The sequence below is a fragment of the Bradyrhizobium sp. 76 genome (assembly GCF_023073025.1).
Taxonomy (GTDB): domain Bacteria; phylum Pseudomonadota; class Alphaproteobacteria; order Rhizobiales; family Xanthobacteraceae; genus Bradyrhizobium.
Genome location: NZ_JADPIS010000095.1, coordinates 23,412 through 37,245, shown reverse-complemented (window position 1 = coordinate 37,245; position 13,834 = coordinate 23,412). Strand labels below are relative to the sequence as shown.

The 13,834-nt window shown below is 59.3% G+C and carries 10 protein-coding genes and 1 pseudogene; 3 read left to right on the top strand and 8 right to left on the bottom strand.

Translation table 11 applies throughout. The annotated features are described in order from the left end of the window. Window positions 1–408: 408 nt before the first annotated feature. Window positions 409–1,281, top strand: coding sequence for an isocitrate lyase/phosphoenolpyruvate mutase family protein (locus IVB48_RS23495; RefSeq protein WP_247774419.1), 873 nt, complete (start codon window positions 409–411; stop codon window positions 1,279–1,281). Between the two features lie 344 nt (window positions 1,282–1,625). Beyond that, on the top strand, window positions 1,626–2,534 hold the full coding sequence (locus IVB48_RS23490) for a LysR family transcriptional regulator (protein ID WP_247282215.1): 909 nt from the start codon (window positions 1,626–1,628) through the stop codon (window positions 2,532–2,534). Between the two features lie 248 nt (window positions 2,535–2,782). On the opposite strand, the gene IVB48_RS23485 is transcribed toward IVB48_RS23490, so the two are convergent. The 8 genes and pseudogenes from IVB48_RS23485 to repA form a co-directional block, all read right to left on the bottom strand. Further along, the gene (locus IVB48_RS23485) at window positions 2,783–4,339 is read right to left on the bottom strand and encodes a porin (protein ID WP_247403390.1); all 1,557 of its coding nucleotides are present in this window, start codon (window positions 4,337–4,339) and stop codon (window positions 2,783–2,785) included. A gap of 267 nt (window positions 4,340–4,606) precedes the next feature. Next, window positions 4,607–5,013 (bottom strand): annotated as a pseudogene (locus IVB48_RS23480) (DNA-binding protein); the annotation flags it as partial. 265 nt (window positions 5,014–5,278) lie between these two features. After that, window positions 5,279–6,016, bottom strand: a complete 738-nt coding sequence (locus IVB48_RS23475; RefSeq protein WP_247403386.1) for a hypothetical protein — start codon at window positions 6,014–6,016, stop codon at window positions 5,279–5,281. Beyond that, on the bottom strand, window positions 6,013–6,579 hold the full coding sequence (locus tag IVB48_RS23470) for a hypothetical protein (RefSeq protein ID WP_247403383.1): 567 nt from the start codon (window positions 6,577–6,579) through the stop codon (window positions 6,013–6,015). Before IVB48_RS23470 ends, IVB48_RS23475 begins: the two co-directional genes overlap by 4 nt. Window positions 6,580–7,030: 451 nt before the next feature. Then, window positions 7,031–7,294, bottom strand: a complete 264-nt coding sequence (locus tag IVB48_RS23465) for a hypothetical protein (protein ID WP_247403380.1) — start codon at window positions 7,292–7,294, stop codon at window positions 7,031–7,033. A gap of 603 nt (window positions 7,295–7,897) precedes the next feature. Continuing rightward, window positions 7,898–9,130: a plasmid replication protein RepC gene (gene repC / locus IVB48_RS23460; RefSeq protein WP_247403377.1), complete on the bottom strand. Its 1,233-nt coding sequence runs from the start codon at window positions 9,128–9,130 to the stop codon at window positions 7,898–7,900. Between the two features lie 263 nt (window positions 9,131–9,393). Beyond that, window positions 9,394–10,410, bottom strand: coding sequence for a plasmid partitioning protein RepB (gene repB, locus IVB48_RS23455; RefSeq protein ID WP_039800569.1), 1,017 nt, complete (start codon window positions 10,408–10,410; stop codon window positions 9,394–9,396). Then, window positions 10,410–11,612 (bottom strand): plasmid partitioning protein RepA, encoded by a 1,203-nt coding sequence (repA, locus tag IVB48_RS23450; RefSeq protein ID WP_247384282.1) that lies wholly within the window; start codon window positions 11,610–11,612, stop codon window positions 10,410–10,412. Before repA ends, repB begins: the two co-directional genes overlap by 1 nt. A 1,635-nt stretch (window positions 11,613–13,247) precedes the next feature. Here repA and IVB48_RS23445 point away from each other — a divergent pair. Beyond that, window positions 13,248–13,421 carry a hypothetical protein gene (locus IVB48_RS23445; RefSeq protein WP_247403374.1) on the top strand — a complete coding sequence of 58 codons (174 nt, stop codon included), beginning with the start codon at window positions 13,248–13,250 and terminating at the stop codon, window positions 13,419–13,421. Window positions 13,422–13,834 lie beyond the last annotated feature (413 nt).

Below are 13,834 nucleotides of genomic sequence, written 5' to 3'. Positions count from 1 at the left end.
GGCTGAGGACGCTGCCCAACTAAAACGTCATCAGCGCTCTGACTGTTAGCGCAACCAACATGGTCTCGAGTGATCAAGTGTCGCGCGGAAACGATGTCCCCCCTAGCTTCTTGACCAGCTCTGAGGTGCAACGAGACACGACGCCATCATCGAGATGGTTGATCATTAGATCGCAAGAATGCGATCACACCATTGGTCGGCCCGCTTAAGAGCAATTAGAAACCGGCAAGATTTCCGCTTTTCACTCAGGTGCCGACTCTTGTCTCTCGTTTTAGACCGACTCAGATGTCGTCCGTCCCTCAAAAAGCCAAGATCATGACCGCGGGCGCGGCCCAATTGCGCGATCGGGGTGCCGAGGTGACCCCGCTCAGTGACGGCGAGCCGAGTCCGCGAAAGAAGGATTTTCCGATGTCCTCCGTCAAACGCCTTCGTACTCGCCTGGACGAAACCGGTCTCATCCATGTCATGGCCGCCCATAGCCCTCTTTCGGCTCTGCTGGCCGAAGAGGCCGGGTTCGATGCTTTATGGGCATCGGGCTTCGAACTCTCCGCGCTTTACGGTCTGCCCGATATGAGCCTGATCTCGATGACCCAGCATCTCGACATGCTGCGCTCGATCGCTGGACGCACGACGCTGCCGATCATCGCTGACATTGACACCGGTTATGGCAATGCAATCAACGTGATCCACGCCGTTCACGAATACGAGCGAGCTGGCGCCAGCGCTGTGGTAATCGAAGACAAAACCTTTCCGAAAGTGACAAGCCTTATGGCTGGCGGACGCCAGGAACTGCTCCGCATCGAGGAGTTCCAGGGCAAGATCGAGGCCGCTGTTGCGACAAGACGAGACCCCAATTTTCTGGTGATCGCCCGCACCGAAGCCCTGATTGCGGGTCTCGGCGAAACGGAAGCTCTGCACCGAGCAAAAGCTTACGAAGAGGCCGGCGCCGAAATGGTGCTGATCCATTCGAAAAAGAAGGATGCATCAGAGATCGAAAGCTTTTCGCGCGCCTGGGGCGGATCGGTGCCGCTAGCGATCGTTCCGAACGCGTACCCGGATCTCGACGCCGAGCGGGTCAAAGCACTCGGGAATATCCGCGTAATGATCTACGGCAATTACGGTATCCGCGCTGCTGCAACTGCGATGAGAGAGACCTTCCGCCGAATCATTGCCGATGGCGGCGTCCAGAACGTCCACAAGGATATTCTGCCGGTCGAAGAGATTTTCGACCTCCAGAACGTGGATAGCGTCAAGGCGGCCGAAGCTCGCTTCCTTCGCTAGATCTCTTGTCCAAGACGGCGTCATTGCGTCTGAACTCTGCTCGGGCGCAGTTTTTGCTGTTCGACAATTGCTGTAAACGCCCCTCTCCTACCGCGCAAAGAGCGATCACGCCAGCCGATTTAACGGCACGATTTCGTCGCGCCTTTGGAAACCAATGTGCGCACCTAGAAGTGAGCTCGTTCGCACGGATTGCACGGCGTCTGAGCGAAATCGCTTTCGCGCGCGACCTGCAGTTGGTATCTAGTAACCCGGCTACGATCATCGAATAATGTGATGGACTATTGGTTTCTGGCAATGCCCTCCTGCGAGAACTGACGGGCATGCCCGAAATTCCGGAGCACAAAATGGCTACCGAAACGGATGAAGTGCCACTCAATGCGATCCGGGTATTCGTCACAATTGCGCGCGAGGGAAGCGTAACCCGCGCGGCTAGCGCCTTGAGAATGACCCAGAGTTCGGTCAGCCGCTACCTCGCCGTGCTGCAGGAGTATCTGGGCAGTGACCTCATGCAGCGTCGCGGCCGGCGTAGCGAATTGACGGAATTCGGACGGCTTTTTGCGAACACGGTTGCAGAACCGCTAGATACCGTTTGCTTCACCGCTAAGAGAATGCGCCGACGGAATCGTCGAGACACCAATCGGATTGTAGTCCGCACGTCACTCTCGACTTTCGCTTACGCCTTTCTGATTCCAAATCTCCAAGCTTTTTCTAATGAAATGGGCGGCGTAGTTGTGGATGTGATTAGCTCACTTTCGCAACCGACGTCGTCCGACGATTACGACATTTTGATCACACGGGATCTTTCCGTCATCGAGCCAGCGGATGATTGGGAAATCTACAACGAGCAACTCGTATGTGTGGGCTCACCAAATCACGTCGATGGCAAGAGCCTCCCGGTTGTTCGCACGGTACCCATCCTGAACATCACATCCCGGCCTGACATAATGCCGACATGGCTGCGGGCCATGAACCTGACCCCAAAGGATATAAAATCGGGAGCGCGATATGATCACAATTACCTGGCCTTGCCGGCGGTGATGACGGGCAAATGTCTTCTCGTCGCGCCCGAAATCATTGTAAGTGACCTGGTACGTGGTGGAGCTCTCAATGTGATTCCACGATCGCGCACTCCCAGCGGCATGCAGTATCGCGCCTATGCTGTAGACCGAGGCGATAATCCCGAAATGTCTCGCGCTTTTTGCCGGTGGCTCGTTCGTCTTTGTAAGAAGACCGCCCTTGCGGAGACGGCATAAGATTGTCGTAGCAGCATTCCAGCTTGCTGAAGATCTCACCTAGCACCCGCTTTTCTTGAACGTGAGAGCAAAGCCCACAACGAGGAAGCTCGGCCCAAAACGGTCCTTCAACGCCGTTTGAAAGCCGCCGTATGTCTGATTTAGATACGAATTGCAGAAGGCCCCCGGCGGGCATGCCGGAGGCCTCCTTGGAGGTTAACTTCGTTCTTTGAGCCCTCTTTTCTCCTTTCGCTGGTTTAGACAGAGCCTCACCAGTTCCGCTGAGCCCGCAAGAGCAGGGTCAGCGTGCTCTGATCTTTCAATTCGTAAAGAGCCGCCGGCTTGGCGACCGCAGACTGCACAGGCAGTGTCACTGTACTTCCGCTCGCGTACTTTTGGTCGAGCATGGTGTAGGCGAGATCTGCCGTGAAGGTCAGGTTCTTGACCGGTGTCCAGCGCGTGACGACGCCGACAACCCCATAGTTGAAATCAGGATTACAGCCAGCATTGCCGCTCGACAGCGCAAGGTTGGCTACGAATGCACCGCAGATGTAGCCCTTCGCTGCGCTGTTATACCGAACGGCGCCCCAGCCGCCGTAGATGGCACTATTCCAATGAGGATCCCAGTTGTGGGTGTAACCAGCATGGAAGCCGTACGTCTTGGTTAGCTCCTGGCCCGCACCGGCAACGAACACGGAGTCAGACAAGCCCGCCAAGCCGACGCTCTGATAAGCACCTGCCAGCCCCGTGCCGCCGTACATCGCGTAGGTGGTTGGCATCAAATCGTTGAAGTTGTAGCGGGTCGCGCCGTTGGTATAAGCGCCTGACACGTTGATCGTGTCACCGGCTCCGGTCGGGATGTTCTTGATTGACAAGGCCAAAGCAGCAGCCCAGCCCCACTTGTCGTCCGGATGCCAGGTCGCTTCGTCGCCACCGTAGTACCCAGCATGGTTGTCATGCGCCGCGAACGACGCCTGGAAGAGACCCCACGCCTGGTCAATACGAACCATCGCGATGAGGTCTGGAGACGATGAACCGCCGATGTTGTTAGTACCGTACGCACCGGTGGCGAGAGCGGCCGCCGTTGCTCCGCTTACATTCCAGATATTGGTCGTGCCGTAGGCGACCTGATCCTGGGCTGAGAAAGCGGCCGTGATGCCTTGTCCGAAGTCAGCGGTATAGGTGAACTGGTTCACGCCGGTGACCCATCCGCCGCCGCCCGGAAGATCATCGAACTCGTTGCCTGGATAGTTGGTCCAGGGCGCCGAGAACTGTGAGACGGCCTTACCCATCGTAAAGCCTGCGAACTGGATAAAGGCGGAGTAGACGCCGAGCGAACCACCAGCGACCTGTGAAGCTGTCGACGTTGTGTAAGCGGTCGCCCCATTGACGGCACTCGTGCCGGCGCCAGTATAGCCGCCTGACGTCCAGGTGAACACGCCCGAGAAATAGGTGCGAACGAGGCCGTACTCAGTCGCGGTGCGCGTGTCGATGCTCAGTCCTTCACGAGCGCGCCAAGTGTAGCTGTTGCCTAGACGGTTGCGTGCTCCCGCTACGCCATTGGCGGCCGGGTCAAAATCGCTGTTGCTATTCGCGACAAAGTCAGTGCGCAGATATCCGCCAAGCTTGATGCAAGTGTCCGAGCCAGGGATGTAGTAGAAGCCAGCGCCGTACAGTGAGCAAACCTTCACGTACTCCACTGCTCTGACTTTGACTGGCAGGTCAGCAGCTTGTGCCCCACTCGACGCGAGAGACGCCGCCGCAAGAGTCAAAACAACATTCTTGATTGTTCGAAGTAAGCGAAAGTTCGTTTCTGAGAGTGTCATTGTCCCTATCCACTGGAGGTCAGCATTTGTGCGGCCGACGCAGTATCGTTGGGACGCAATCGTTTGGTGACGGAGATCAAGTAATCCGATGGCAGGTTCGGATTTCACGATGGATCACATGAGAACTGGAGTCATCCCATCGACTTCTCGGCCGCAAGATACGTAGTGCTAAGCGCGTGTTGCTGCGCAGGCCCAGGCGAGCGGTCGGATGCCACCCAGCGACAAAGCGCTGAGCTGTCGTACTGGCCTATGAGCTTCGCACCCTGGGAGCTCGATCCACTTCCAGCCTTCGGCGGCGATCGTTTCCGCCTCTGCCTTTCGCTTCTCAGCGACCAGACCGTCGAGCAGAGCGACGTCCTCGAGCCAGCCGCCGTCGTCGCGTCGTCGGACTGGAACGGGTTGCGCAGCACCACGCCACGGGCCGCCTCGTAGGCATCTAGGCCAACAAACATGGCGCGACGGTCGGAGGCGCGCGCCGACTTCTCCGTCAGCATGCGGCGGATCTGATAAGGCTCTTTCTGCCAAGAGCCGGAGATGGTCTGCCAGACCTGCTCCTGGCGGCCGTGATCCGTGACGGCGAAGGCCATCAACTGCTCGAGCGACATGCCCTCGTCGGCATAGACCTCGAGCAGCGCGGGCGAAACCGAGGCGAGTCGCAGGCGTTGGTTCACCACGTTGGGCGAGCACGTAGCTCACGCTGTCCCGCGGAAATCGCCGAGATAAACTGCGATGAGTGCGGCGCAATTGCCGGCTGAGGCTTTCTGCCACTGCGGCTTCGTCTGTGGCGACGTACCAGTCTACGACATCGCGGAAAATCTGGCGGGCAAGGTCACCGCTTGTTGGGCAGAGGTTGAACCGTCGAGAAGGAGACATAACACGGCATCGGCGCGCGCTCCGACTCCCCCGCAATCCTGGATATCGCACGTCCTCTTTCCTTGCTCACTGCGCCAATTGATCTCCATTCTCCTCTCGCTCGCCAGCATCGCTCCGGCTTATGGCGACAAAGCGCTCTCGTACAATATCGACCCGGCCTTCAGGTCCCTTGATATTGCCGTCGAGAAAATGATCAAAATCCTCATGACCTAAGAGCGCTTTGAACTTCTCTGCAATGTAGCAGCGAACATCATCGTCTGCGTTTTGGATTTCAGCCACGAGTTCCTCTCGCCCATCAACGACGAGAAGGATGTCCTCGATGTCACGGCTGCCTAGGAGATCGTCGTTGCCGCGGCCGAGATATGCTTCCAACTTTGTCGCCACGAACAGTTCCGGCGTGAGGCGCTTGATGTTCAATGTCTCGTTCAGGTGACACGTGACCGGCGTCTCGATGCCTTTGGCGTACCAGCGATTGCTAAAGCCGAGAATGCTTTCATCATCCGGCATGAAATCGACTTTGAGGTCGCCGAGCCGCATGCGGCAAATGACCTCGTCTTCCGGAGATTCCACGAACCCCTTCTGACGCAACTCGTCTTGCAGTTGAGCCCATTGCGCATGTCCGACGAGATCAACGATCAGATCCACGTCATCGGTTGCCCGAACGCCTTCGAGCACGATCTCGTCCGTAATGAAAAGGGCTGTTGTGCAACCCCCAACAAACACCAGCCGCTCGCGCAGTTCATCTCCCAAAGACTGCGCGACCGTTTGCAACATATGAAGCAACTGGCCTTTAACGGTGGTCATTTTCTGAGAAGCCTTTCCGATAAACGCTCGGCCGCGAGCCCAGCCTCCCTTTGATGTCCAAGCCTGACACCATCGATAAGGGCCAGATACTCGTACAGGCGATCGTCTTTTTGAATGGCCTGGGGTACGCTTTTAAACAGCGGGTCTACCGCCTGCCCCATGTCCTTGCCTTTGGCGTACGGCCAGACGTAAATGTACTCTCCTGCGCTGATCAGAAGATTTTTAAGCGGGGCGGCCGCAAAGGCGGTGGGGATGCCCCGGGTCATCGCACCCGGTTTAGCCGGGAAAACGAACTTCAATCCGTGCACCACGAAATTATAGAGATCGCGGCGGTTGGGCTTTGCCTGGCCGGTTTCCCGATCTTTGACCGCAAGGCCCGACGAAACGCTCCGGTTAATCGACGCATTGACCTCTGTCTTGCTGATACCAAGGGCTGATTCCAGACTGCGTACTGAGTACGGGTCATCGTTATGCGCAGCCTCCCCAAGATGCGGGTCGCCCTCATTTTTGGCCTGCTCAAGGCTCACGAGCTTCAGCAATATAACAACGTCTTGACTTTTCATACGGATTCGCTCTCGTCCGTTGTCCTAGGACTAAGGACAGTAGACCACAAGGGGCCTTCGGATCAAGATTAGAACGTATTGCTTTGTGGCGCCTACTAACGCGGAGGTTCGTCCCACTTCCTAGTAGTATCTTCGATTCTCGCTACTTCAATTGTTGCTGATTCAAGTCTGCCCTTGCTTGTCAGCCGAATTCGTACGCCCAACCGGCCCGCCAGCGTTTCTAGCGAATCCATAACCGCTCCCTTGAGCGAGATGGTGGCGCCCGTGTGGATTTCCAGCAATACATCTAGCGCGGTTTGCGTGCCGTGCGCGGCGATCATAGAGACGGCTCCGGATGCCTCGTTGTAGGACCATCGGGCGACCACTCTCTCGAGAAATGAAAGCGGCAGAAGATGCTGTCTTTCACGCAACGTCGTCAGTGCATGCCCAACGTGTGCTGCCGTGTCAGAATCTAGAGATCGATATCGTTCAAACCAAGCACTTGCTTCAATCTCCGCTCGATCGCCGACAACGCGTCCTGGGATCCAAATCGCGCCAATCCCTCGGCCAAGTTTAGCCCGTCGACCGGTTCATAGTCTTCCATGGCTGTCCACTTCTCGAGCAGCGGCAGGAAGAGGTCAGCGCCCTGGTGCAGCGGCGCAGCATCGATCACTCCTCCCTCGAACATGTCCATTTGAAAAAGGGCTGTCATTCCAAGCACGATGCTGCTGGTCAATCCCGCCCTATCCGATGGAGAGGAAGTGCGTTCCTTGAGGCGTCGCATCGTCCCGCTTAAGATAGACAGGTACTCGCCTCGCCTTGGAGATCTTGATCTTCTGCGAGGCTGTACGTAGATCGATACTACTGGTGCTGTTGAGAACGTTGCCGGCCTGGCTGCCGGCCGTCGAAGGAAAACCGCACCCACTCGCATCGAGCGGAACGGTCCGTCGATCGCGGCACCGATCTCATCTCGTCATTGGCCTCTCTCCAGAAGCTCCTCAAAAAGACTGTCGCTGCTCGGCTGCGGCTGGATGCGACTGTCTGAGTTGCACCAGACGGAAATGTCTGTTGTCCCAGAACGGCGTGCTCGACCATCTCCCATCCAACGGGAGTAGTGTCCCAGGGCTCGGCCCCCGTCCGCGAACCGCGCCACCTCCATCAGCCGCTCAGCGGCGCCTCCATGACGAGGCTGGAAAAACAGAGTGAGGATTTGGGGGGAGTTTCTGCCATGACGATCTCTGCGAACAGCTTTGCGTCGACACCGCAGCAGCCGGTTGGACTGGCCTCTTCGATCCACGAGAAACGTAAGGTTTGGGCGGCGCCTCATCGCCTCATCGCCTCACGCCCGCTGCTTGTCTCGCCGGCGAGAATTGATCTGCGCCATCAGGATCGGACCAAGCGAAAATTCGCCGACCTCGGCTTTTCGCGTCAGACCGCGCAAATAACCGCCGGCGGAATTGATCGCCGTCCCGCGCTGCAGGATGCACGCGACGACAATGGCTGCGGGCACCTCGCCCATGACTTTTTGCGCCTCCTCCCAGGCGCTCGGGCTGATGCCCAGCATCGATCGCACAACGGCCGCGTTAGCGAGGAAATCGCGCCAGTTCGAAACCCCACCCTTCGCATAATCGACGATGTCGGGACACGCACTCAGGACCATTCCCAACGGATAGGCCCCCTCCCCGACTCGCGACGGTTGAGGTTTAGGCTCAGCTCCCGCCGCCCTGCCTTCTCGGAAGACAGGTTCAAGATCAATTGGGGTATCTGGATTTGAAGTCTGTATGTGGCGCTCAGGGTGGGACTCATTGGCGCTCGGATTCTTGGATTTGATGTGTTCTTCCAGAAGATTGAGCACGTCGTCGGCAAGCTGAGACAACTCGTCGGCGATCGGCTCGAGCTCCTGGCGCGTTGCCGTGCGCGGAATCTGGTCGACGATCGCGCGGAAGGCGGCGTGCACAACCTGCCAATCGGCAGGCCCCTGCCCTCCCCTTCGCGTCGGAACGGCTTCCTCGATGCCAGTTGCAATCATCTTCGCAATGTCGCGCCGGCACAGCGTGATGCGCTCTCGTACGAGCTTGAGTGCGCGGGCCTCGGCTTCGATATCGGCTGCCAGGCTCTCGAACTCCTCCGAGCGCACGACCAGCGGCGACAGATCGAAGCCGAAGGCGAGCTCGATGTCGCCGGCATTGTCCTTCCGCGCATACCGCTTGCCATTGGGACTGTCGCGCCGAACGATCAGGCCCGCGTCGACCAGCACGGAGAGGTGACGTCGCAGCGTTGACGCTGGCATGCCGTGCGCCCGCCGACTGAGTTGATGATTGGACGGGAAAACAATCAGATCGCCTGCCCCCGTCAGTGCGGTCTCGGGATGGAACGTTAAGAGCGCGTTCAAGACCGAGAGCGAGCGTTCCGACACGCCAAGGCGCGGCCGTGCCGTGCAGATGGCGTGGAAGATCTTCCACTTATGGACGATCTTTTCGGGCGGACGTTCGGTTGCGACCATCTGGCTTGCCACATGGGCAAGCGTCAGCGATCGCCGCCCAAAGGGCGTCGTTGGGGAGTGTGACTGCATGTCTTTGCCTCATGCGGGCAAAGAAAATCCGCTCACCAAAACGGTGCCGTCGCTAAAGACGCTTGACTGCGATTCGTGAAAGTGATTCTCTGTCAGTCGCCAAACGTGACGAGAGAAGGCTTTCGGACGGAGACGTTCCGGGGGCCTTTTTTCTTTTCCGCTATGCTCCTACGGTGAGAGGACGGAAACGCGGGTACGCATCGCGCCGCCCGACCGTGTGGGGTCCAGGCAGCGCCATATTCAAAGCGGCAAGACGCCCGATGTCACTCATCGGTGCCTCCATCGAGAAATGCCCGGTAGAGTTCCGGCAGCCGCGAAATAACAAAGTCTCCAAACGCAGGCGCGGCCTTTTCATCTACAGCTAGCGTGATGCGATCTGCGCGACGTTCAATCTTCACGATCTTTTTGCCTCCGTCGTCCGCCCAGGTTGTCGGCCGTGCAACTTTGGGCTTGCGGGGCGCCAGCGCGGCGATAGTTATCGCGAACCGTTCATCGGAAGTAGCGCGCACAAACCGATCGCTGGCAACGCTGTCGGCCAATACCTTTTGGTCGTGGCGGCCTACAAGCCGCTCCGCCAACTCCATCCAGCGCCGGCGGCCGGTTTTTGGCGCTGGTCCGATTGCATCGAGTAGGCTCCGGGGAAGGGCCCGCGCGACCGTGATGAGGCGGGAGAGCTCCGTCTTGTCGACGCTGAGCGCCGCCATGATGATCTCGCGCTTGAATCCACGATCCTCGAGCGCGGCGGCGTAAGTTGCCCGCTCAATAAAGGACAGATCCTCCCGCTCACCATTCTCCTTGCCTTGTGCCACCACCAGGTCTTCGTCGCTAAGGTCGCGGACCACGGCCCGCGCAGGGCGGCCAAGTTCGGCGAGCGCACGAACGCGACGATGGCCATAGGCAATCTGAAACCGGCCCGGGCTGGACGGATGCGGGCGAAGGAGGATGGGAACCAACTGCCCATTGGCGCGGATCGATTCAACGAGGGCAGAGTGCTTCTCGTCCACGCTCGTCATACGATCGGGAACGATCGAGGCGTCGATCAAATCTGGGGCGATCTCGACGACGGTTTGACCGGTGGTGAGTTGCTCGGTCAAGGCCTTGGCGGCATCGCGCTCCGCGGACAGCATCTCGAGTGAACGGCTCATGGCGCCGACCGCTCCGCGCGACCCAAGTGTTGGCTGGGTTGGTCTGCGATTGTCGCTGGGCTCACCTGACGAGGGTTCGTTGACCGCGGTCAACTTGTCATCAATGAGGTCCGCAAGCAGGTTTTTTCGACCCATTAGGCCCTCCCCCACGCAGCCTGGATGAGGCTTTGGATTTCACCATTGACGCTGTCCAGCGATTCCATCGCGCGGTCGTAGGTAGCCCGTGTGAACTGATCGCGGCTGACCTCATAGAGCGTCTGCTTCGTGATGCCCGCGTCCGAGATCGCCGTACTTTTCAGCATCATGTTCGTGACCATGCGGTCGCCAAACAGCGAGCGCATAAAGCCGACCATTTGGGCCTGCGGTCCATCGCCGGGCTCATAACGCGTGACGAGATAGCGCATCCAATCGTAATTCATGTTGCCGCCTGCTTTGGCCACGACGGCAAGGAGGTCGGATGTCATGATTAGAAATTGGCACATCGACATGACATCGAGCATTTGCGGATGCACAGGGATCAGAATTGCCGTTGCTGCGCAGAGCGCAGAAAGCGTGAGAAATCCGAGTTGAGGCGGACAATCGATCACGACAATATCGTAGCGCTCCTGAACCGTGGCGAGGGCACGGGCAACGCGGGCGAAGAACAGCGGGTCACCCGACTGGCGCGCAGCTAGCGCTTTCGGGGTTTCATGTTCGAATTCCATCAGTTCGATGTTGCCGGGAACGATGTCGAGCCCCGAAAAGTAAGTCTGCCGAATGATCTCATTCAGTTCGCGACGCGCATCGTCGTAGCGGATGGCGCCGTACAGAGTTCCGTTTTCCTCGACATCAAACTCGGGCTGATAGCCGTGCAGCGCGGAGAGCGAGGCCTGCGGATCCAGATCGATCGCGAGCACTCGATAGCCCTGTAGCGTGAGATGTTGGGCGAGATGCGCGGCGGTGGTGGTCTTACCGGACCCTCCCTTGAAATTAACGACGCCAATGACTTGCAACTGTTCGCCCGCGACGCGATACGGTCGGTATCGGCGCGCACCCTTGCCGGATTCATCGAGATAAGCACGAAGACTTTGAATATCGTCGAATGTGTACGACCTTCGACCCGATGGGCTGGTGTCCGGCTGAGGACCCCTGCCCTCCAGCGACAATTGGCGGAGGTAGCCGTCATTAATGCCGACGAGCTTAGCGACTTCGCCAGATGTAAAGCGGCGCAGATGCTTGCGTGCTTTTGGCGGGAACAGCTTCGTTCGGTGGGCGTGCAGCTTCGCCGACAGTTCCCGCGCGTCTGCCGCGATCGTGTCGTGGATCGCCTGCGGCGCGCCAGGCGTGATTGACGCCATCGCTTGTTGGTCGTTCAGGGCCACGGCTTTCTCGCGTAGTTACGAATTTCGGGTACACGGCATGCGCAAAGCGTGGCTATTAGGCCCGATTCTGGCCGGTCTCGCAACAGTTAAAGGGTAAACCAATCCTTAACGGTCCGACTCGGCCCACGGGTGGTCTAAAGTTGACCGCGGTCAACTCTCAGCACGTAGCCTGCGCGGCTGCTGCGTTCCGAAGGCGCCGCCTCTTAAACAGAAGTTGACCGCGGTCAACTTACTCCAGTCGTCCCGACGCAGTTCCCACAATCGACTCGCGCTCGAACTCTAGCACCGCCCCATTCGGATCAAAATTCAGCGTTGGGCCCTGGCGCGCTCCGCTCAGCCGCAACCGAACATCCGCTGCGGGGCGCTAGACCGTGCAGACGCGAAGGATGGCAGGTCGGAAGGATGGCAGGTCGAGAGTCCCGCGACCCGTTACGAGCAAGTCGTCCAGCGCATCACCAGATGCGGGCGCTTGCGTTTGCACCGACTCGTGGCGTGCTGCCTTGGAATGGCGAGCCGACCCGGCGAGCGCTGCAGCGAGGGAAAGTGCCCTCTTTCACCGCCGGCGCGCTCCCAGCCGCCGTTCCACCCTCGAAGCATGATCATCGGCTGCGAACATGTCGCGCTCGCACAGCACGACCGCGACGTCAGCCCGCATACCGTGACGATCAAGGGCTTTGGCGGACAGTCGGCTCCCAAGCGGCTCAACACCCCGGAAGCAGTGCACCTCGCGCGGCAGGCGTTCGAGCTTGGGCACGGGGTTGAGGACCTGTTATCCCTCGCGGGTGTCCTATGCGGATCATCCGCCGTGCCATCCCGGGTTGCTTGGTCCCACGCGACTGGCGGGACTAAGACAGCAGCAGGGATGGAGGAGGGCACCGCGGCGCGACGGGCAAGAGGTAGACCGGAGCCGGTCGGGCGATCAGTGTCGCCGAAGCCGGTCTCGGCCAATCCAGTTCGGAAGGAACGGCATCTCTTCTCTTTCGCGGAACGGGCCACACCGCGGATCAACGACGGTGCAGCCCATTCCCGCTCGCAGCCGAGGGCGAATGCGGATGTGTCGGCGGAGGCTTCCAGTTTACGCTGTTCCTTGGCGCCTTCCGCCACCACCGAGGTCGCACCGCGCCGAGGGTTTGCCCGCGCGGGTCTCGCACCGGTTGTCTTGAAACCACGCAGGCGCGGGCGCGGGCCAACGAGGCTGTTGTCGCCCGGGACGGATCGAAGTCAGCTAGGACGGCATCGATAGAAGCAAAGCGCCGGCGCGCCGCGTGTCCGGAGACAGAAAGGGCAGGGTAGGGGAGCGGAAAGGATGGAGGAATAGGGGAGGCGTTTATCAGCCGTTAACCATAAAGTTCCAGTCAGCACCACAAAGAGCCGCACGTCGACCTGAGCGCCCCCTTCGCTGGAATGCCAGCGGCCTTGGCGGTCCTACTAACGGGGGCCCGCTCCCGTATTCCCTGTATCGGACCCGCTTCGGACCTAGGGATGGTTGCGTCTAGAGGAGCATGCCATAGCCTTGCATATCGAGAATTCACAGACCGAGGCGATGGCGCGGGAATTGACGGTGGTGGAAAAAGGTCCGCTCACCCGAACAGTGCACCGGCACGCGCTCATGTGCTCGAGATCGAGCCGACGTCGTTTTTCCTCGACCGCGGCGACCAGTTCTGCCCGGATCTGCGCCAAAGGGGGCAACTCCTCGGCGGACAGCCCACCAAACGATTTCGCGACGGTCTGTATGAGGAGCTATTCATCGGCGCATCGCCCTTCATCGCGCTCATCAGCGACTGAGACGAGGCACGCGAGCTTTGGGCTCGCCTGCAGGAAATCGGAACGCGTCTGACGTCGCCGCAGGCCGTGGGGAGCGGTTGCCGTGGCGCCGGTACTAATCTTCGGGCAGCGCCACCGCGGAGGTGCTCGAAGATCAGCTAGCTGATGCTCTTGCCGCAGTCCCGGTGCAGCCTGAGACGGCACGGCTCGCTCGATGCCCTTGTGCCTTGGGCAAGGGCGGTCCGGCGAGCGCCAATTTCCGGGGCGTGTTTTTACCTACGCTTCACCTTGCGTTCCGCGTAGCCCGATTTTGGAGGGCGGCGCAACAAATGCTTTGCCGGGCAGGGCACAGTCACCAGGAAGGTGCGGCTGGTCCGGAATAGGGCAGGGGGTTGGCACGAGGGGCGATTTGTGGTTGATCTGACGCTTGGCGC